10 protein-coding genes are annotated in these 20575 nt (G+C 75.0%); 1 reads left to right on the top strand and 9 read right to left on the bottom strand.

Annotated elements, in window-relative coordinates:
• Positions 1 to 15: 15 nt before the first annotated feature.
• The 9 genes from AC24HA_RS08340 to AC24HA_RS08300 all read right to left on the bottom strand — a co-directional run bounded on the left by AC24HA_RS08340 (position 16) and on the right by AC24HA_RS08300 (position 19508).
• Positions 16 to 1749, bottom strand: a complete 1734-nt coding sequence (locus AC24HA_RS08340; protein ID WP_425709056.1) for an FHA domain-containing protein — start codon at positions 1747 to 1749, stop codon at positions 16 to 18.
• 35 nt (positions 1750 to 1784) lie between these two features.
• Entirely contained in the window at positions 1785 to 4412 is a 2628-nt protein-coding gene (locus AC24HA_RS08335) for a transglutaminase-like domain-containing protein (protein ID WP_425709057.1), read from the bottom strand.
• Positions 4409 to 5839 (bottom strand): DUF58 domain-containing protein, encoded by a 1431-nt coding sequence (locus AC24HA_RS08330; protein ID WP_425709058.1) that lies wholly within the window; start codon positions 5837 to 5839, stop codon positions 4409 to 4411. Before AC24HA_RS08330 ends, AC24HA_RS08335 begins: the two co-directional genes overlap by 4 nt.
• A complete protein-coding gene (locus tag AC24HA_RS08325; protein ID WP_425709059.1) occupies positions 5836 to 6843 on the bottom strand; it encodes an AAA family ATPase in 1008 nt (335 codons plus the stop codon). Before AC24HA_RS08325 ends, AC24HA_RS08330 begins: the two co-directional genes overlap by 4 nt.
• 87 nt (positions 6844 to 6930) lie before the next feature.
• Positions 6931 to 13356, bottom strand: coding sequence for an Ig-like domain-containing protein (locus AC24HA_RS08320; RefSeq protein WP_425709060.1), 6426 nt, complete (start codon positions 13354 to 13356; stop codon positions 6931 to 6933).
• Between the two features lie 377 nt (positions 13357 to 13733).
• Complete coding sequence (locus tag AC24HA_RS08315) at positions 13734 to 14444, bottom strand: hypothetical protein (protein ID WP_425709061.1); 711 nt, start codon at positions 14442 to 14444, stop codon at positions 13734 to 13736.
• 3 nt (positions 14445 to 14447) lie between these two features.
• Entirely contained in the window at positions 14448 to 16397 is a 1950-nt protein-coding gene (locus AC24HA_RS08310) for a serine/threonine-protein kinase (protein WP_425709062.1), read from the bottom strand.
• Positions 16394 to 18565 (bottom strand): FHA domain-containing protein, encoded by a 2172-nt coding sequence (locus AC24HA_RS08305; RefSeq protein ID WP_425709063.1) that lies wholly within the window; start codon positions 18563 to 18565, stop codon positions 16394 to 16396. The genes AC24HA_RS08310 and AC24HA_RS08305 overlap by 4 nt, the downstream gene beginning before the upstream one ends.
• Before the next feature lies 1 nt (position 18566).
• On the bottom strand, positions 18567 to 19508 hold the full coding sequence (locus AC24HA_RS08300) for a PP2C family protein-serine/threonine phosphatase (RefSeq protein ID WP_425709064.1): 942 nt from the start codon (positions 19506 to 19508) through the stop codon (positions 18567 to 18569).
• Positions 19509 to 19728: 220 nt separating this feature from the next.
• Here AC24HA_RS08300 and AC24HA_RS08295 point away from each other — a divergent pair, with 220 nt between their 5' ends.
• The gene (locus AC24HA_RS08295; RefSeq protein WP_425709065.1) at positions 19729 to 20523 is read left to right on the top strand and encodes a DeoR/GlpR family DNA-binding transcription regulator; all 795 of its coding nucleotides are present in this window, start codon (positions 19729 to 19731) and stop codon (positions 20521 to 20523) included.
• Positions 20524 to 20575 lie beyond the last annotated feature (52 nt).

Genomic DNA, 20575 nt, shown 5'->3' with positions numbered 1-20575 from the left:
ACGGCTGCCGGGCGATCAGCGCAGGATCGTCTGCCCGGCCTCGTCCTCGTCCTCCGACCACGGGTCGTCCCACTCCAGGAGCGACTCGCCGACGCGCAGCACGGCACCCTCCGGCACCACGACCTCGCGCCACGGCTCGAGCCTGCTCACCGACCCGTCCTCGGCCACGTAGAAGGTGCCGTTCGTGGAGGCCCGGTCGATCGCGTGGAGGCCCGCGCCGGTGAGGCGGACCGACAGGTGCGTCTTGGACATCGACGGGTCCGGGACGACCATGAGGTTGTCGACGAGCTCCCCCGCCCTCGGCTCCGGGTCGCGGCCGACCAGGGTGATCCCGCCGTCGAGGAGGTAGCCGCCGACGCGCACGTCCGGCACCTCCTCCCACTCCCCCGTCTCCCGCCACGCCGGCGCGGAGTGCGCGCCGAGCGCGGCGTGGGTGCCCGTGGTGCGCGGGCCGGGCTCGGCGGTGACCGGCGCTGCGTCGGGGCTGACCGCGCCGGGCGGGGTCGCCGCGCGCGGCTCGCCCATCGGGCCACCGACCGGAGGGCCCGGGTACGGGTGGCCATGACCGTGCCCGTCGTAGGACGCGGCGGCGTGCGCGCCGGACGGCGAAGGGTCCTGCGCGCCGTGGCGCGCGGGGGCGTGCGAGCCGCTGCCCGGCGGGGTGACGTGCGGCTGCGGGTCGTAGCCTCCCGCGGGCGGCCACCCGGTGCCGGAGCCCGGGCCGCCGTGTTCCGCCGGGCCGCGGCCCGGTGCGCCGTAGCCGTCCGCGCCGTACCCAGGTGCGTAGCCGTGCCCGTGGTCACCGGGCCCGCCGTACCCGGCCGCGTAGCCGTGCCCGTGGTCACCGGGCCCGCCGTACCCGGCCGCGTAGCCGTGCCCGTGGTCACCGGGCCCGCCGTGATGGCGCTCCCCGTGGCCCTCGACGCCCGAGACCGGCGGCGCCAGCACGGGCGCGTCGTCCGACCACCGGTCCCCGGCACCGTCCTCGCGGGCGGAATCCCCGGCCCCGGTCACGTCGATGCCCGCGCGGCGCAGGGTCCACACACGGGCGCCCTGACCGCCCGGACCGAGGCCGCCGTTGCGAGCCACGGTGAGCCGCCATGCGCCCAGTCCTGCCGCGACGGCGAGCCACCAGCAGGCCACCGCGCGCACCAGCGCGGCCACCATGGCACCGAGGATGGCCTCGTTGGCGTAGGGGCGCGTCTGCTCGACGACCGGACCGATCGCCATCGCCGTGGCTGCCACGGTCGCGAGGATCGCCAGCCCCGCCCCGACCTGGCGCAGCCGCACCGGGCCGGGAGGCAGCAGCCGGCCGACCTCCTCGACCGCCTGGTGCTGCCGCGCGGTGAGCGGCCCGGCGCGCCGTTGGCGCCGGCCGTCCTCGGTCACCACGGTCGGGAGGACCGCCCAGGCGAGCGTGCCGGCGATCGCCGGGTTCCCGGCCCGCATGAGCAGGATCGCCAGGACCGCGGCGGCCAGGACGAGGACGATCCCGACGATCACGAGGACCGGTGCCTGGAGCGGGCCCCACGGCTCTCCGGCGATTCCCGGGCGCAGCATGAGGCTCCCGACGACGGCGAGCGCCAGCGCGAGAAGCCCACCGAGCGCGCGCGGGACCGACGTGGCGGCCGGGTACAGGTCTCGCAGCGCCGTCTGGCGCTGCATGAGGACCGAGCTGAAGGTGGCCCAGTCGCGCCGGACGGCGGACGGGTGGGCGGCACGGCGGACCGCCGACGTGGAACCAGGCATGGGATCAGTGTGCACCGACCTGCCCGCGTGCACGGTCAGGGCCTGGACCCCGGCTGCCGCCGGCCGCGACGCCGGCGCAGCGAGCGCGTGGACAGCCGCGAGCGCCACCAGCGCCGACGCCCCGCCGCCGCGCGCATGCGCTCGAGGGTCTCGTCGACCTCCGCCCACAGCTTCTCGACGTCGCGGTCGTCCGGCTCGCGGTACCCGAAGGCCTGTGCGTCCGTCCGCCTGGCCAGGCCGCGAAGGTCGACGGCGCTGAGGTCGATCGGGTTGGCAACCGCGGACCCGTCGCCGGCCGCGCTCCCGGGTTCTGCGTCGCCGTCCGGTGCGGTCTCGCCGCCGCCCGGGGCGGTCGACCCCGGGGGGCGCACCCGGTCGGGGTCCTCCCCGCCGCGACGTCGCGCGCTGCGACCGGGGTCCGAGACGGGCCGTCCCGTGCCCCAGGCCGCTCCCCCGGGACCGGTGGCGGTCCGACCGACGCTCGACGCCGCACCTGCGGAACCGGCTCCGACGCCGCCTGCTCCCGCCGCGGCAGCGCCCGGGCCGGTCGAGCCGGCGGGACCGGCTCCACCCGACCCCCCGAGCGAGCGCTCGACGGCTCCGGCCGCGACGGACCGGGTGGCGCCACCGGGCACGAGGGCACCGAGGTCGCGGGTGACGTCGACGATCTCGGACCACCCCCCGACCGCGCGGTGCGTGGTCGTGCCGCGGGTGCGACGGCGCCTGCGCCGCGTGGCCTTCCACGCGAGGATGACGACGACGGGCGCCAGCAGCAGGAGCAGCAGTCCGCCCCCGGCGGCGGCGACGATCACCCAGACGATCGACAGCCGGCTCTCCCGCTCGTCGGGCTCCTCGCGCACGTCGACGTCCTGGCGGGCGGCCGGCGGGGCGTCGGGCGGCTCGAGCACGGGCGGCGGCGGCTGGAGGACCTGCGGCTGGGGCTGCTCCTGCGGCTCGAGGTTCTGCTCCTGCCAGATGCGGTCCTCGTCCGGCGTGGGGAAGAAGGGCACCCAGCCGTACTGCTCGAACGGCACCTCGACCCAGGCCGTGACGTCCTCGCCGGCGACCTGGATCGCGCCCGTCCCGTTCGGCACCTCGAAGCCGATGACCACGCGCGCGGGGATCTGCATCGAGCGCAGCATGAGCGCCATGAGCGCGGCGTACTGCTCCTGGTCGCCGACCATCGCCGGCCCGGTGAGCATGGCGTCGAGCCGCGCGGCGCCGTGGCCCGCGAGCGACGGCGTGTCCCCCTCGAGCCCGTGGCTGAAGTAGCCCTGCCTAAGGCCGGACTCGACGGCCTGGATGCGGGCGAGTGTCGTCGTCGCGTCGGCGGCGAGGATCGAGGCCTCGGTGGCGATCGAGTCCGGCACCGTCACGGGCGGCAGGGCCCGGTCGTCGACGGGGGCGGCCGAGAGCGCGCCCAGGTCCGGCCGTTCGACGGGCGCCGCCAGGAGCGTGTACCGGTCCCCCGGGCGCAGCCCGGCCTCGACGAGCCCGACGCCGGCGACCGGGTTGACGTACAGCGACCGCGCGAGGTCCGTGGAGCGCTCGGAGGTGAAGGTGATGTCGGAGATCCGGCCCGCGACCGGCACCCACACGTCGCGGTACTCCCCGATCGTCACGTCGATCTCCTCCGCGCCGGGCAGTCCCTCCTCGACGGCGGCGCCGATGCGCTGGAACTCCCCGGTGCCCGCCTCGCCGCCCGGGGCCACCGTGAAGGCGGTGCCGTCGTAGGAGTCCATCGCGGCGAGCCGGACGAGCTCGCCGGGCTCGAGCCCGTCGACGGTGAGCACCGTGTCGGTGAGGTGGTCCTTGAGGTAGGCGCGGAACCCGGCGAGCGGGCTCGGGTAGTCGCGCAGATCCGGCGGCGGGGCCACGTGGTCCCGGACGACCGTGCGCCGGTCCTCGTCCTGCCAGAGCAGGCCCGTGACACCGCCCGCGACGAGCGCGACGACGAGGAGCACCGCCGTGGCGACCGGCCGCTCCGTGTGCAGCCGGTTCGACCGGCGCGACGCCCACACGAGCGCGACGACGGCGAAGGCGAGTCCGACCGGGACCGCGAGCCCGGTGTCCCGGGTGCCGAGCAGGACGCTGCCGGGCAGCACGGCCAGCGGCACGAGCGCGGCGAGCGTGGGCCGCCGGGTGCGTTGCGCGATCGTCATCGCGAGCGCCGAGCCGACCACGCCGACCACGAGCGGGACCGTGAGGACGGCCCCGGTCGCGCCGACGGGCGCGAGGATCGTCACCAGGTCCTTCCAGGAGGTGACGACGCCCTGGCCGACGGCCCCGATGCTCGCCGGGGTGGGCAGCCAGCCGACGAGTGCCTCCACCGGCGCGGCCACCCCGGTGAGGAGCACGAGGGCCAGCAGCACGGCGAGGAGCGTGACGAGCGCGCCCCAGCGCCGCCACGCGGACAGCAGGGCGATCCCGGACCCGGCGGCGACGGCCAGGAGCGCGAGCACGACGAACCGGCCGACCCCGTAGGCGGGCCAGAGCGGCGCGAGCGCGAGCAGCATGAGCAGCGGGACCGCGACGGCGTCCCATACGCGCATCCGGGCCCGACGCCGAAGTGCCGCACGGGTCGGTGCGTCGCCCCGGTAGGCGAGCGCCTCGCTGGCCTCCCGGGTCCGACGGCCCTCCTCGAGGGCGGAGGGGGCGTTCACAGCGCCGCCATGTGCAGCCCGCGGGTGAGCTCGTCGAGGTGGGGCACGGTGACGACCGTGACCGGCCCGACGGCGGCCACGCTCGGCTCGACGTAGGGGTCGGCGCGCACGGCGAGGGCCCGCATGCCGACGGGCAGCACGGAGCCGGCGGCCCGGATGTCCCGCAGCGGCACGGGCGAGCCGCACACCAGGACGGCGAGCGTGGCACGCGCGTGGGACAGGGCGATCTCGCGGGCCATGTCGACGACCTCGGTGCGGGTCGGCGTCATCGTCAGCCGGGTCAGGGCGTCGAGCAGCGCGCGCGGCGACACCGTCGGCAGCGGGCTGCCCGTGGTGAGGACGGTGAGCTCCTTGTCCTCGGTGATCGCCTGGAGCCCGAGCGAGCCGACGGTGGACACGACGGTCTCGAACTCGTCGGGCTCGTCGTAGTCGGCGGCCGAGGTGCTCAGGGCCACCACCACGTGGCTGCGCCTGGACTCCTCGAACTGGCGGACCATGAGCGTGCCGGTGCGGGCGGAGGTGCGCCAGTGGATGTAGCGCCGGTCGTCGCCCGGGGCGTACTCCCGCAGCGCGTGGAACGACAGGTCGGACTCGGTGAGCTCGGCGGTGGGGCGCCCCTCGAGGTCGTGCAGGAGTCCCGCCGACGCCGGCGCGAGGCGGACGGTGCGCGGGTGGACGTACATCTCGAGGACCTCGGTCCACGTGCGCGCGGAGCGCACGAGGCCCAGCGGGTCGCCGCGGACGGTGCGGGCCGGACCGATGTCGACCACTGAGCGCCGCTGCGTGGGCACGGCGAGGAGCTCCTCGACGGAGTCCCGCGCGGCGAGCCCGGGCAGCGGGATGGCGACCTGGCCGGGGCCGACGGGGATTTCCAGGCGCGCCGCCGAGGTGGAGCGCGCGCCGGTGTTGGTGACGATGACGCCGGCCAGCGCCCGGTCCCCCACCGTGACGCGGCGGTCCGAGAGCCGCAGGTCCACCGAGTAGCTCTGCCGTCCCACGGTGAAGGCGACCGCGACGGCGAACAGCGCCAGCAGCGCCACCCCGCCGGCCATCGCCTCGCCCCAGCCGAGCACGAGGGCGACGACGAGTCCGGCCAGGCCCAGGCCGAGCGCCGTCCAGCCGAGCGCGGAGACGCCGCCGAGGACGCGGGCGACCTCCCGGCGCGGGCCGATGGTGCGCTCGAGCGCCGTCGTCAGCCCGGGGATCGCGCCCACCCGGGCGCGGGCTGACGTGCGCCAGCGGCCCGTGGTGGAGCCGCCGGAGGTCATCGACCCGATCGAGTACGGCGAATGGGCCGAACCGGGCGAGGGACCGGTGGGCGGCAATCCGGTGTACGGGGAGGCCGCGGAGCCGGGACGTTCGGCGGGGTCGTGGACGACCGCGTGCCGCTCGACCGCCTCCGGGACGTCGGGGCGGGAGTCGTTCACGAGCGGTCGTGGTCCCCGGCGACCTGTCGGTGGGCGGGCGGCTCGACCTGCTCGAGGACCGTGCCGAGCGCGCCGGCCGCCGTCGCCCCGTCGAACTGGGCCTCGGCCTCCATCACCATGCGGTGACCGAGCACGGGCTCCGCGAGCTCGCGGACGTCGTCGGGCAGGACGTAGCCCCGGCCCTGGGAGGCGGCCCAGGTCTTGGCGCAGCGCACGAGCGCGAGCGCGCCGCGCACGGAGACGCCGACCTCGACGCCGGGGGCCGTCCGGGTCGCGGTGACGAGTCGGGAGATGTAGTCCGCGATCGCGGGGTCGACGTGGACCCGGCCGGACATCCGCACCATCTCGGTGACGACCTCGGCGGTGACGACGGCGCGCAGCTCGGCGGCCCGGTCGCGCACCGAGGCGCCCGTGAGGATGGCGACGGTCGAGTCGTGGTCCGGGTAGCCCACGGACGTCTTGATGAGGAAACGGTCGAGCTGGGCCTCGGGCAGGGCGTACGTGCCGGCCTGCTCGATGGGGTTCTGGGTGGCGAGCACGATGAACGGGTCGCCGACCTCGTGGGTGCGGCCCTCGGCGGTCACGCGGCCCTCCTCCATGACCTCCAGGAGTGCCGACTGGGTCTTCGGGGAGGCGCGGTTGATCTCGTCCGCGAGGACGACGTTGGCGAAGATCGGTCCCGGGTGGAACTCGAAGGTCTTCTTCTCCTGGTCGTAGATCGACACGCCCGTGACGTCGGACGGGAGGAGGTCGGGCGTGAACTGGATGCGCGAGCTCGTGGCCCGCAGCGTCTGGGCCAGCGAGCGGGCGAGCTGGGTCTTGCCCGTGCCCGGGTAGTCCTCGAGCAGGACGTGGCCGCCGGCCAGCAACGCGGTGACGACGAGCCGGACGACGCCGGTCTTGCCGACCACGGCCCGGCCGACGTTGTCGACGACGCGGTCGAACGTGCTCGCGTACCAGGCGGCCTGCTCCTCGGAGAGCTGCTCGAGGGTGACGGCGGTCATGGGGTCCTCTCGGTGGTGCGGGGAAGGGACGGACGGGGCGGCGGGCGGGTCAGCGGGTGGCGATGCGGGACGACCCGCGGCCGCCCGCTAGGGGACGACCCGGTGGGTATCTCGCGCCACCACGGCGCCGCTCGCGTTCTCGATCTCGAGCGTGAGGGTGACCGGGTTGCCCTGGTAGCGCTGGGAGTTCTCGCGCCCGCTGTCCCCGCTCGGGGTCCACTGCGACGGGTTCGGCCAGCCGTCCGTGGGCCTGATCGGGCCGTAGCTGCCGTCGTCGTCGTACCAGGTCACCGTGTACGGCGCCTCGTCGCCCCAGTGCTCGAACCCGTCGAACGTGAAGTCGAGGAACGCGCAGTCGTTGTTGTCCGGGAGGCACGGCGGCGTGCCCGGTTCGCCGCGGGCGTCCCGGTCGCGGACGATCGTCACGGTGCGGGTGGGCCGGTCCGGCTCGGCACCGGTGCGGGCGTTCGCGGTCGCCTCGCGCGTGGTGCGGGAGCCGTCGTCGCGCACGACCGTGATCGTCGCCCGGTAGTCGGTGCTCCAGTCGGCGGGGTTGATCGTGATGCTCGTGCGCTGGCGCGCGTCGATCCGGCTCTGCCCGGTGATCTCCACGTAGGCCTCGACGATCGGCCGGCCGTTGCCGTCGGGGACGCTCCAGCTGACGTCGACGGTGGCGGGCGTGCCGTACTGGGAGGGGGTGCTCGCGCTCGCCCGGATCGTCGGGTCAGCCATCGGCCCGAACGGGACCGCCGAGGACGAGGCGCCGGACGGGTCGCCGCAGTACGTGTTGCAGGCGCGCACGCGGAAGGTGTAGCTGCTGCCGTTGGTCAGGCCGGACACCGAGTCACCGGACAGGGTCTCCCAGCCACCGCCGTTCATCGAGTACTCGTAGCGCGAGATCTCGTCGCCGCGCGGGTCGGCGGCGCCGTAGTCGAGCGTGACCTGGCCGTCGCTGCCCGTCGCGGTGACGGTCGGGGTCCCCGGGGCCGTGGGCTGGATGAACGAGCGGACGGTGCCGGACCGGGGGCTCGCGGGCCCCTGGTCGACGTCGTTGGTCGCGGCGACCGCCACCGAGTAGTCGTGGCCCTCGGGCGCGTCCTGCGTGAAGGAGGTGTCCTGGGTCGTGAACCGGGAGAACTCCGCGCCGTCCTGGTAGATGACGACCTCGTAGCCGGTGATCGGCGAGCCGTTGGCGTCGGCCGCGCCGAACGAGCCCGTGATCTGGGCGGCGACGGGCGAGTCGACGCGCTGCACCTGCGGCGTCCCCGGCGCGCTCGGCGGGCCGGCCGGCACGACGGCCTGCGACCACGGCGACCATTCCGACGGCTCGTCGGCGCCGTTGTGCGCTCGGACCCGGAAGGTGTAGCTCGTCCCGTTGCTCAGCCCGCTCCACGTGTGGCTCGTCGAGGTGGCGGACACCTGGCCGCCGCCGGTCGACGGCGTCACCTGCACGTCGTACCGCTCCACCGGTGTGCCGCGCGAGACCGGGGTCTCCCAGGACAGCTGGACCTGGCCGTCGCCGCGCTCGGCGGACGGTGCCGCCGGCCGCTCGGGCCGCACGTCGGGGATCGCGGGGCCCGACGGCGCCGACGGCTCGGAGTCGCCGACGGCGTTGGTCGCGATGACCGTGAACGTGTACTCCTGGCCGTTGGTCAGCCCGGAGACGGTGCACGTCGTCGTCGCGCACTCCTGCCGCTGGCCCGCCGTGTCGACGGTGTACCCGGTGATCGGCGAGCCGTTCGCGACCGGGGCGGCCCAGGTGAGCACGACGGCCCCGTCCTGGGACTCCTGGACGCGCGGCGGCGCGGGCGTGCCCGGGACGCCGACGACGTTCATCGAGATGCGCGCCTCGGCCTGCCTGGTCGGCAGGCCCGTGGCGTCCTCGACCGTGACCCGCACGGTGAGCGGCCCGACGAAGTCCTCGCCCGGCGTCACCGAGACGTCGGTGAGCGAGTGCTCGACGCGCGCCACGCCCTGCTCGGCGGCGGCGGAGACCACGGTCAGCGGCTCGCCGTCCTCGGCGTACGGGTTGAACGCGCCCTGGAGGATGTCCACCACCTCGGTCTCGCCCTGCTCGACCTCGCCGAGGTCGACGTCGGGCACCGACGGCATGTCGCGGTTCGACGCGGTGACCTCGACGCGCACGACCCCGGGGACGGGATCGTTGACGGGGTCGGAGACGGTCATCGGCAGGTCGAGCGTCTGGCCGGGCACGACGTCGACGTCGGCCTCCACCGTGAGCGTGTGCCCCTCCACGGTCGCCGTCAGGCCGTCGGGCACGCCGTCCTCGACGACCTCCAGGCGCAGCGCGGAGAAGTCCTCCGGGTCGTCGATCGCCGAGCGCAGGTTGACCGACTCCGGGTCCTCGCCGGGGACGACCTCGATCTCGCCGCCGCGGAAGGTCGGCGGGATGTTGACGCCGTCGGGCACCACCGTGATCGGCAGCGTGAGCCGCGAGCTGAGGCCGTCCTGGGCGGTCTCGCCGTCGGTGACCTCGAACGTGATGGACGCGGGCCCGTAGTAGTCGGGCGCGGAGGTGAACTGCAGGGTCGTCGCGTCGACGACCGGGCTCGAGCCGTCCGAGCTCGTCGCCGTCACCTGGGTCTCGTCGGTCAGCCGGATGTCCCGGCCGGACGGGGCCACGACGTAGTGCTCGAGGTCGATCTCGATGCGCTCCCCGGAGTGCACCTCGATCGGGTCCACGTTCGTCCGCAGGACCGGACCGGTGTCCTCGGAGCCGGGCACGTCGATGAACGCGTAGCCCTCGAGGCCGTCCGGGTCCGTCACCCGGTAGGTGACGACCTGCCGGGTGGGCAGGACCGGGACCTGCACGTCGTTTCCCGCCACGCGCGCGCCCTCGGGCGGGTCGACGAGGGAGACGGTCAGCGCGTCGGCCGTGCCGTCGGGGTCCTCGTCGTTGGCGAGGACGGGGACGGTGACGATGTCGTGGCCGATGATGTCGGCCGGCGCGACGAGGTCGTCCCGCGCGAGCGGCGGCAGCAGCGGCGCGTCGGGCGTGACGTCGATCGTCGCCACCCCGGAGTCCAGCCCGCCGCGGCGGTCGGAGACCCGGTAGATCAGCGAGAACGTGGCCGGATCGGCCGGCGTGGACACGCGCACGCGCTGCTGCTCGGTGGCCTGCGGCGAGAGCTCGGGGACGTCGTCGAAGGGCCCGCCGTCGGGGTCGTCGGCGAGGTAGAGCGGGTCGCCGTCGGGGTCCGTGTCGTTGGACAGGACGTCGACGTCGACGGTGCGGCCGGGGCGCACCTGGACGGAGTCGTCCTGCGCCTGGGGGCGCGAGTTGCTCATGGGCGGCGGGACGACGGCGACGCGCACCTGCGCGGAGCCCACGGCGCCGAGCCGGTCGCGCACGGTGTAGGTGAAGGTGTCGGTGCCCGAGGACTGGCCGTAGGCCTCGTAGTCGAGGTAGCCGGAGCCGACCTCGACGATGCGGCCGAGCTGCGGGGCGGTGCCGGCGCCGAGGAGCTGGACCGAGTCGCCGTCCGGGTCGATGCCGTACATCGGCACCTGGATGCGCACGCGCTCGCCGCCGAAGGCCCTGGTCTCGACAGGCTCGGGCAGGGGCGCCGAGTTCGCGTCCGAGGCCGCCTGGACGCGGACCGTGATGAGCGCCGACGCCGAGTTCCCGTTCTCGTCGGTCACCGAGTACACGGCGTTGACGGTCTGGGGGGTCTCGGGTGCCCGGAAGCGGACCACCTGGTCGGAGGTGAAGAAGTGGCCGCGGGAGGACTCGGGCTCCTCGGACAGCTCGGCGTCGAGGGTGTACTCCAGGCCCTGCGGGTGCGAGTCGTTCTGCAGGACCGGGATCGTCACGTAGTCGCCGGCGCGCACGTCGACGACGTCGGGCTCGGCCACCGGCGGCTGCGGGGCCACGTCGGACATGATCGGCAGGACGACGACCTCGCCGGTGGCTGTGGCCGTGCCGTTGGAGACGGTGTAGGTCAGTCGCTGCGGTCCGGTGAGGGTCTGCGCGGCGGAGATCCGCAGCATCCGGTGCTCGAGCACGGCGACGACCAGCGGCGAGTCCTGCGGGACCTCGATCTGCTGGACCGCGAGCAGGCCGCCCGCGGGGTCCTCGTCGTTGGCGAGGACGTCGACCAGGACCGAGCCGCCGGCCGGCAGCAGCGCCGTGTCCCGCACGGCCACCGGGGGCGCCTCGGTGTCCGGGGCGACGACGTCGACGCGCACGAGGCCGGTGGTGTCCTGGCCTCCCGAGTCGGCCACCACGTACTCGAGGTAGTTCGTCCCCTCCGAGAGTCCCGTGAGGTGGACCTGCCCCGTGTCGTAGTCGGGGCGGACGTCGGCGACCTCGGCGGGGGTGACGGAGCCGAGCCGCAGCGGCTCCCCCTCGGGGTCGACGTCGTTGGCCAGCACCTCGACGACCGTCTCCTCGCCCACGCTGAGGGATACGTAGTCGTTGACCGCGCGGGGCGGGAGGTTCTCGGCGTCGTGCACCTCGACCGGGACGATCACCTCGGTGACGTCGGTGCCGTCCGAGACGGCGACGGTGACCTCCTTGACGCCGGAGCTCGTCCCGGTGTCGACGAACGTCAGCCGCCCGTCGGGCGTGAAGTGGACGACGTCGTCGGAGTCGGTCTCGGCGCGGGCGAGCAGCATCTCGTCGCCCTCGGGGTCGATCATCGACGCCAGGACGTCGATCTCGCCGGTGCCGCCGAGCGCGAGGTCCATGCGCGGGTCGCGGTCCTCGCGCACCTGCGGCGCGCTGTTCTCGGTGTCCGGGACGACCCGCAGGGTGATCGTGCCCTCGGCCTCGCCGTTCTCGCGGCCGTCGGTGATCGTGTACGGCACCGAGACCTGGCCGGTCGCCGTCTCGGGGACGGCGATCTGGAGCGCGCGGCCGCCCATGATCGAGGACAGCACCCCGGTCTCCTCGGGGACGTCGCCGAAGTCGGTGACGGTGAGCAGGTCGCCGTCGGGGTCGGTGTCGTTGGCCAGGACCTCGAGGACGGTGACCGACCCGGGTCGCACGCCGAGCGCGTCGTCGACCGCGCGCGGTGGCCGGTTCTCCTCCTCGCGGTCGAGCGGCTGGTCCTCGAGGCGGTCGTCGGTGGACTCCGTCTCCTCCTCGGACTCGCCCTCGGGCGGGGTGGTGTCGTCCCAGTTGTCGACCATCATCATGTCCTCCTGCGGGAGGTACACGGTGCCGGTGAGGGTGTCGTTGAGGACGACGAGGTCGTGGTTGGTGCGCAGGCGCAGCTCGTTGTCCGAGCCCTGCAGCGGGACCTGGGCGTCGACGGCCTCGGCGTCCCCGCACCGGACGAGGTAGGAGCCCTCGGCACCGGCCCACGCGCCGTGGACGCAGTCGCCCACGGCGATCGGCTCCGCGGGGACGCCGGCCATCTCCGAGCGGATGATCGTGGGCTCGTCGCCGTCGACCGGGAGGAGCACGAGGGCGTCGCGGGTGGCCAGGGCGACCTGTCCGGTGGCGGCGGACGGCTGCTGGAGGGCCACCTCGGTCAGGTCGAGGTCGTAGGAGGTGAGGTCGAGGGGCTCGCGGTCGGGGCGCAGGACGAGCAGCTGGGCGTGGTCCTCGGTGACGACGGCGCCCATGGGCTCCTCGCCGACGGCGGTCAGCGCCACGTGCTCGGCCTCGGCGAGCCGGTCGGGGCCCACGCCGAGGTCCACGGTGGGCAGTGCCTCGGTCGTCTCCTCCTCGCCCTCCTCGGCCTCGGGGGGCCCGGGCTCGTCGCTGGGTGCATCGCTGCCGGACTCGGCCGGGGCGGGGCCGCCGCCGGCGGGCTCGGTGCCCGCCGGGATCGTCACGACCGTGCCGTCGGTGACCGACATGCCGTGGACGGCGCCGTCGCGCCCGACGGCGAGCTGCCCGTCGGCACCGACGTGGGCGTTGGGGGCGGCCTCCGCGTCGCCGAGGAGGCCCACCTGGTCCACGGGGACCGAGCGCAGGGCGCCCGAGCCGGGCTCGAGCATGCCCACCGTGTCCCCGCCGAGGCCGAGCTCGGCGCCGCGCGGCAGGGTGACGGCGCCCGTCCCGGTGGACACGGTCGCGGGGTCGAGGGTCTGGAGGAGCGCGGCGCCGTGGTCGACGACGAGGACGGTGCTGCCCTCCTGGAGCACGTCGACGTCGGCGGAGGCGGCCGTCACCGAGCCGTCGAGCTCCTGGACCGGGTAGTTGACGCGTCCCACGAGCAGCTCGTCGGAGTTCGTCACCCACACGCCGCCGTCGTGCAGCTCGATGTCGGCGACGGGCTCGCCGTCGTAGGCGAGGGCGGCGGCGACGATGCCCGTGGAGGCGACCGCGAGGGCGGCACCGGCAGCGACGGAGCGCCGACGACGCCGCACCCGTTCGGTGCGCCGCGCGTCCGCGTCCGCGGCCTGCGAGGCGACGCCGCCGGTGGCACCCGCTGCGCGGGCGCCCGCTCGGCTGGTACCCGCTCGGGTGGTGCCGGCCGCCCGCCTGGCGGACCGGGTGGCGGGTCGGTGGGCGGGGCCGCCGTCGGTCTCGGCGGCCATCGTGGCCTCCGGCTCGGCCGCGGCCGACCCGCTCGCAGGGGCGGTGCGGTCTGCGGCCTCGGGACCTCGGGTGTCCCGGGCACGACGACGCCACCACGCCATGCCGGAGCCTCCCCGTGTCCGCCTCGTCGACCGGGCGCGAGGGCGCGCCGGACCGTCCTGGCGCAGACTATCGCCGGACCGCCGGCCGCGGCGCGGGGTGGACGACCTGCTCCGGTGAACCTGCCCACCTCGATCCGACCGCATGGGTCCGGACGGACAACACCGGGTGAACGCCCGGGATGGCCGGTGCCGTGGTCGCGAGAGCCGGCGTCACGACGGTCGACGTGGCAGGCGCCGATGTCAGGAGGGGCAGGGACGACGACCGGCCCCGGCCGTCACTCCGCGGCGGCGGCGTCCGCGTCCTGCGGTGCGTCGAGGAGCTCGAGCTCGTCGACCGTCACGAGCCGGGAGGCGACCGCGTGCTCGACGAGCCGGGCGCGACGGTTGACGGCCAGCTTGCCCTGTCCGCCGCGCAGCCCGCGCACTCCGTAGCGGGCGAGCTTGTCGCAGACGTTGTCGAGCTTGCGGTTGAACCGGGTCAGGGTCCAGCCGAGCCGGTTGGCGGCCTCGGCGGAGGTGGGGATCGACGTCGTCGTGCCCCGGCCCGACAGGACGGGCTCGGACAGGGCGAGGACGAGCAGCCGCTGCGAGGGCGTGAGGGAGACCGGACCGATGGTCGTCTCCCCCACCTCCATCTCGTCCTCGGGCCGGGTCGGGAAGTACGCGGGGTCGTCGTTGGCGACGAGCACCTCGTAGGTGGTCGGGCCCGCGGTGAACATCAGGGTCGTGCGCGCGTACACGAGCGGCAGCCGGGCACCCGGCGAGAGCCAGGCCTGCGTGTTGCCGTCGGGGTCGGCGACCGTCGCGGTCAGCCGCGTGCCGACGTTGGAGACCCACCACAGACCGCCCGACCGGGCGATCGTGAGGAACCGGCGGTGCAGGTAGGGGTTGTCGTCGAGCTCGAGCGGCCCCTCCCGCCCGACGACGAACGGCTCCTCGTCGTCGACCGGGAACCAGTCGCCGCAGAACTCCACCTGGATACCCATGGGTCATGCCTCCTCGTCGACGCACGTCGTCGCCGGCTCGTTCGACGTCCGGCCGTTCGTGAGCCGGATCTTCACCTCGATGCAGACCTCGCCCGGCTCCTCCACCGATGCTACGGGCTCCTCGGCCGAGGCGAGCGGGAACGATCCGTCCGTACGTTGCCACACGTAGGTCACGTCCTGCCCGTCCAGCTCGTCCGGGGCCGCCCACGTGAACTCGACCGTGGAGCCCGCACGGGTGCCGACCAGGTCGACCGGGGTAGGCACGAGGTCGGGGACGTCGATCGTCGTGGGGCCCGAGGCGTCCGCCGTGACCTCGCCGTCGCCGCTGCTCGTGTCGTCCCCGGTGAGCGTGCCGAACGCCCAGATCAGGGCGACGACGACGGCCATCACGCACGCGACCGCAGTGATGACGACGCCGGAACCGGCCCGTCGGGAGCCCGCCGGACCCGGCTGCGTGCCCTGACCGTGGCCGGGCGGGTGCATCGGCCCGCCGACCCCCGCGCTCGCCGGGCTCCCGGCGCCGGGGCTCATCGGCGCGCCGACGCCCGCGCTCGCGGGGCTCCCGGCACCGGGGAAGGCGCCGCCCGGGTGGCCGCCCTGGTCCGCGCCCTGCATGCCGGCCTGGAGACCGGTCCGGTGGCCCGCCCAGGCGGCGGCGCCTGCGTTGTCCGCCGACGCCGCCGCCGGGGGCCGGGCATCGGTCGACCGCGCGGGCGGCGCCTGCGGCGGCACGGCCCGGATGGAGTTCACCCGGGTGGGTTCCGCGGGCGGACGCGCCGCACCCTGCTGGGGGGTGCCGGCTTCCGGGCGCCCCTCGGATCCTCCGGAAACGGTCCCGCCGGCACCGGTCCCGGGCCCTGGTGGCGCAGAGGCACCTCGATCGCCCGAGGTGCTCTCGGGCGCCGAGGCTGCGCCCGCGGCGCGGCGCGAGCCGGTCGAGGGACGCGAGGACCCGGAGGACGTGCCTGCCGACGAGTCGGCGGAGGCCCCGGAGGCGTCGTCGGCGCGACGCGAGCCCTCCCGGTTCTCCAGCGCCGCCCGCGGTGCCTTGCGGCGGTCCTGCGGGTCGGGTGCCAGCCACGAGGTGTCCGGCATCTCGATCTCGGTCATCGGCAGGCGCATCTCCTGCTCGACGATCTGCAGCGCTCGACCGAGGTCGGCGGCGCTGCGGTAGCGCTGCGCGGGCTGCTTGGCCATCGCCTTGTCGAGGACGCGCTGCAGCGAGTCGGGCAGGTCCTCTCGCTCGATGCGCGGCACCGGGTCGCGCCGGATCCGGGTCGTGTAGTCCAGGCGCGTGTTCGGTCCCCCCGGGCGGGTGAACGGCGAACGGCCGACGAGCAGGGTGAAGATCGTGGCGCCGAGCGAGTAGACGTCTCCCTCGACCCCGGTGACCTGTCCGTCGATCGCCTCCGGGGGCGCCCAGGGGATCGACAGGCCCGCGGTCTCGGTGAGGGTGTTCGAGAGCAGGCCGGCGATGCCGAAGTCCGTCAGCGCCGGTCGGCCGTACTCGGTGGTCAGCACGTTGGCCGGCTTGATGTCGCGGTGGACGATGCCGGCGCGGTGCGCGGTCTCCAGCGCGCCCGACAGGCGCACGCCGATGCCGACCGACTCGGCGACCCCGAGCGGGCGGCGGCGGGTGCGCTCGGCGAGGTTGGGCAGCGGGCAGTACTGCATGACGAGGAACGGGCGCCCGTCCGGCGAGGTGCCCGCGTGGTAGATCGACACGATCGAGGAGTGCGAGGACAGCTGGGCCATGAGGTTGGCCTCGGCCGTGAACTGCTCCCGCGACTGCCCCTCGGCGGCCTCCTCGGTCATCACCTTGACGGCGACGTTGCGCCGGGGCAGGTGCTGGCTGTACAGGAAGACGTCGGCGAAGCCGCCCGAGCCGAGGAGACGGACGTGCTCGTACCCGTGCAGCTCGGGAGGCTCTCCCGCCGGACGCTTCTGGCTCACTGCTCGGGCACCTGCCCGGCAACGTCGACGTGGAACCCTGCATCCGTGCCCAGCTCGACGTACGCGCCCGGAGGCACGGGGACGCCCGTGCGCGGGTGCAGGCGGAATGCCGGCTGGTCGGGCAGGACGATGACCGTGCCGTTCGTGGAGTCCATGTCCGTGACCACGACCGTGTCGCCGGCCGGCCGGACCTCCACGTGCGTGGCCGAGACGTCGCGCTCGGGGCTGCGCACCTGGACGATCCGCGGGGCGTCGTCGCCGCTGAACCGCGCGGCGTCGGGCGCGCGACCGAGCAGGACCGGGCGGTCGACGAGGACACTGGTCCCGTCCGGCAGGACGAGGATCAGGCCCTCGGCGTAGTCGCCGACGGCGACCATGCTCGTCGCACCGTCGTGGTCCGGGCCGGCGACGCCGTCACCGGCGCCCTGGTCGTCGCCCTGGTGCTCGCCGTAGCCGTGCTGGTCGTAGCCCTGCTGGTCGTAGCCCTGCTGGTCGTAACCCTGCTGGTCGTAGCCGTCCTGGTCGGCGTGGGCGCCGCCCTGGTCCTGATGGTCGAGCTCGTACCCGCCGGCGGCCGGGGCCTGCTCAGCGGCGCCCTCGAGCGCAGCTCCGGATCCGGCGTCGACGGCGTGCGCGTCGACGGGCTGCTCCTCGACCGCGGGGACGTCGCGGCCGAGGCCCTCGTCCGCGGCGTCGTCGTAGATCTGGGTGTGCTCGGCGTCAGGGGCGTCCGTCGGTCCGAGGTCGTCACCCGCGCCCTCGGCTCCCGGCTCTGCTCCCGCCCCGGTCGCCGACGCTTCGTCGGACCAGGTGGGGACGTTGTCGATGAGGCCGTCGGCGTCGCCGTCAGTACTCGTGTCCTCCGGCCCCTCTCCCACGTAGCCGTCGACGGCGGTCGGCTCCGCCGTCAGCGCCACGTCGTCCTCCGCGGCGAGAGCCTCGGCCAGCTCGGCGTCGTCCGGGCGTCCGGGCTCGTCGGTGTGCGCGTCGACGTCCTCGCTCTGCTCGAGGGCCGCGCCCTCGTGGAACGGGTCGGCGAAGCCCTCACCCTCGACCTCAGCGGCCTCGGGGGCGTCGGGCGCACCGGCTCCCGGGGCGCCCTGCTCGTCGGCCTGGAAGGCGTCCTGGCCGCCGGACGTGGCGGCCCCTTCCTCGACGGCGTCCGGCTCCGTCTCCGTCGACGCCTCCACCGGCGCCTCGGGAGCCCCGGCCTCGGGGCTTCCCTCCGCGACGGGCTCACCCTCGGGGCCACCGTCCGCGGCACCCGCGTCCGCGACGGGCTCGCCCTCGGGGCTACCACCTTCGGCGGGCACGTCGTCCGGGACGTCGACGTCGGTCGGCACCGACTCGATCGGCTCGCCCGCGATCGCATCCGCGTCCACGAGCCCGGCGCCCTCGGCCGCCGCCTCTGCCTCCGCGTCCGACCGCGCCTCGTCCTGCGCCTCGACGGCGGTGACGCCCTGCGCTTCTGCGTCGACGTCGGCACCGGCGTCGTCATCGTCGCCGGAGGCGAGATCGGCGGCGACGGCCGCCCCGGCACCGGCGAGCCCCGCTCCGGCGAGGCCGGCGGCCGTAGCACCCGCGGCACCGCCGGCGTCAGCGACGTCCGACTGCGCGGGCTCGGCGGGCGCGCCGCCGGTGGTGTCGTCATCGGCGGTGCCGGCAGCGACCGCCGCGGCACCGGACCCACCGGACCCGGCCTCGTTCCCGTGCTCGTCCTCGGCGACGGTCAGACCGGCGTTGGTCTCCCCCGCCGGCGCGTGCGACGCGACGCGGGCGGCGAGGACGATGCCGGTCGTGACGGGCAGGGTCTCGTCGTCGTCGGAGGCCTCCGGCGCCGTGATCTCGAAGTCGGTGGCGCCGTGGACGACCTCCTCGTACCAGGTCGAGTAGCCGCGGCCGGTGACGGTGCGGGCGCCCGCGCGCACGGCCAGGTCGCCGCGCACGAGGACGAACAGCCCGTCGTCGCGGGCCTCGACGAGCGCGAAGGGCGGCAGAGCCGTGATGCCGCGGGCCGCGAGGACCTCGATCCATCGGCTCAGCCGGGATCCGTCCCGGTCGTTCTCCCACAGCCGCCGCGCGTCGTCGACGCCGAGGGACGGGTCCAGGAGCGCCACCGCGCTCTCCCCGACGACGGCGATCCAGCGTCCTGAGGTGTACTCGTGCATGTCAGCTCTCCGCGGTAGTGGGTGCCGGCGTCGGGGCCGGGAATGGTGTCTGTTCCGTGGGCGGCGCGTCGGGGCTCGGCGCCGTGAGGGCGTGGCTGCGCTCGCTGCGGGCGATCTCGTCGGCCTGCGTCGGCGGCACCACCTCCGCGCGCCCGTACCCGCTGCCGGTGGCGGTCGTCCCGACCGCGTCCTCGTTGTCGACGTCGACGACCACGGCGGTGATGTTGTCCCGCGCGCCGCCGTCGGCGACCGCCCGCTCGATGAGCTCCTCGGCGGCGGCGGTGGGGTGCATACGGGTCCGCAGGACGTCGGCGATCTCCTCCTCGCCGAGCTCGCCGAACAGGCCGTCGGTGCACACGAGGAGGCGGTCGTCGGCGCCCACGTGCAGCATCCAGTAGTCGACCTCGACGTCGAGACCGGTGCCCACGGCGCGGGTGATGACGTTGCGGCGCGGGTGCGTGCGCGCGGCGTCCGGGTCGAGCTCGCCCGCATCGACGAGCTCCTGGACGAGGCTGTGGTCGACCGAGACCTGCTCGAGGCGGTCGCGGGAGAAGCGGTAGACGCGCGAGTCGCCCACATTGAGCACGAGCCAGTACGGCTCGCCCCCGGAGTGGGTGAGCACGACCCCGGCCACGGTGGTGCCCGCCATCACGTCCTGCAGGTCCGGGCCGAGGCCGCCCTGCCGGGCCTCCTCCTCCATCGTCTGCCGGATCTGCTCGGCGCCGGCGCGGACCGCGGCCGTCACGTCGTCCGGCGTGATGGATCCTTCGTGGTCCGCGAGCGCCCCGAAGGCGGCGACGACGGTGCGCGACGCCATCTCGCCCCGGGCGTGCCCGCCCATGCCGTCGGCGACGACGAACACCGGATGACGCGCGAACGCAGCGTCCTCGTTCATCTTGCGCCGGCCGCCCGCGTCGGAGGCGGAACCCCATTGCACCTGCATGCTCACCTCTCTCGGGCCTCGTGCGGAGTCCAACCTACCGGCCCGAGCCCGCCCCGCCCGCGCGGGGGCGGGGCGGGGTCCCCATGCCTGCGCGGTACGCCGGGCACCGGGACAAAGCACGACGTCGACTCTCCACCGCTACCACGAGAGCCTCGACGTCTTCCACACTCATCAGTGTTGATTTCACAGTGCGGTGTGATCGCCATGACAGTATCGGGGCATGAACGCCGCACCCGTCCCGATGAAGGACCGCCGGCAGCGCCTGGCGACGATGGCGGAGCTGGTGCTCGAGGCGGGCACGCTCTCCGTGGACGATATGGCCCAGCAGTTCGGCGTCTCGACGATGACCGTCTACCGCGACCTCGCCGAGCTCGAGCGCAGCGGCATCGTCACGCGCACGCGCGGCACCGTCACCGCGCGCGCCACGTCGATGTCGGAGGCCTCGGCCGCGTTCCGCAGCACCCTCAACCAGGCGACGAAGCGGCAGCTCGCCGCCCGCGCCGTGGAGGAGGTGCACGCCGGGTCCACGATCATGATCGACGACTCGACGACGCTGCTCGGCATGGTGCCGCTGCTCGACGACCGCGGGCCGGTGACGATCGTGACGCACTCCCAGGCCGTGGCCCGCGAGGCCGCGGCGCTGCGGTCCGTCCGCCTGTTCGTCACCGGGGGCCGCTACCGGCCCGAGCTCGACTCGCTCTACGGCTCGACCACGCTGACCACCCTGCGCTCGGTGCGCGCCGACGTGTGCTTCATGTCGACCACGGCGCTCGTCGGCGGCGAGCTGTTCCACCCGCTCGAGGAGAACGCCGACGTCAAGCAGGCGATGCTCGCCTCCTCGACCCGCGCCATCCTCGTGGCGGACGGCTCGAAGTTCCGGCACGCCGCCACCCACCGGGTCGCCTCGGTCGCCGAGTTCGACCTCGTGGTCGTGGACACCGACGCGCCCGCCGACGAGCTGGCGATCATGGCCGAGGCCGGCGTCGAGATCGCCCAGGTCGGCGGCGACGGCTGAGCGCGCAGGCCGGTCTCCGCCCGCCTGCACCGGACCACTGGCGGCACCCGGG

It is taken from the genome of Georgenia sp. Z1491, assembly GCF_057652395.1.
This window is presented reverse-complemented; position numbering and strand designations above follow the sequence as displayed.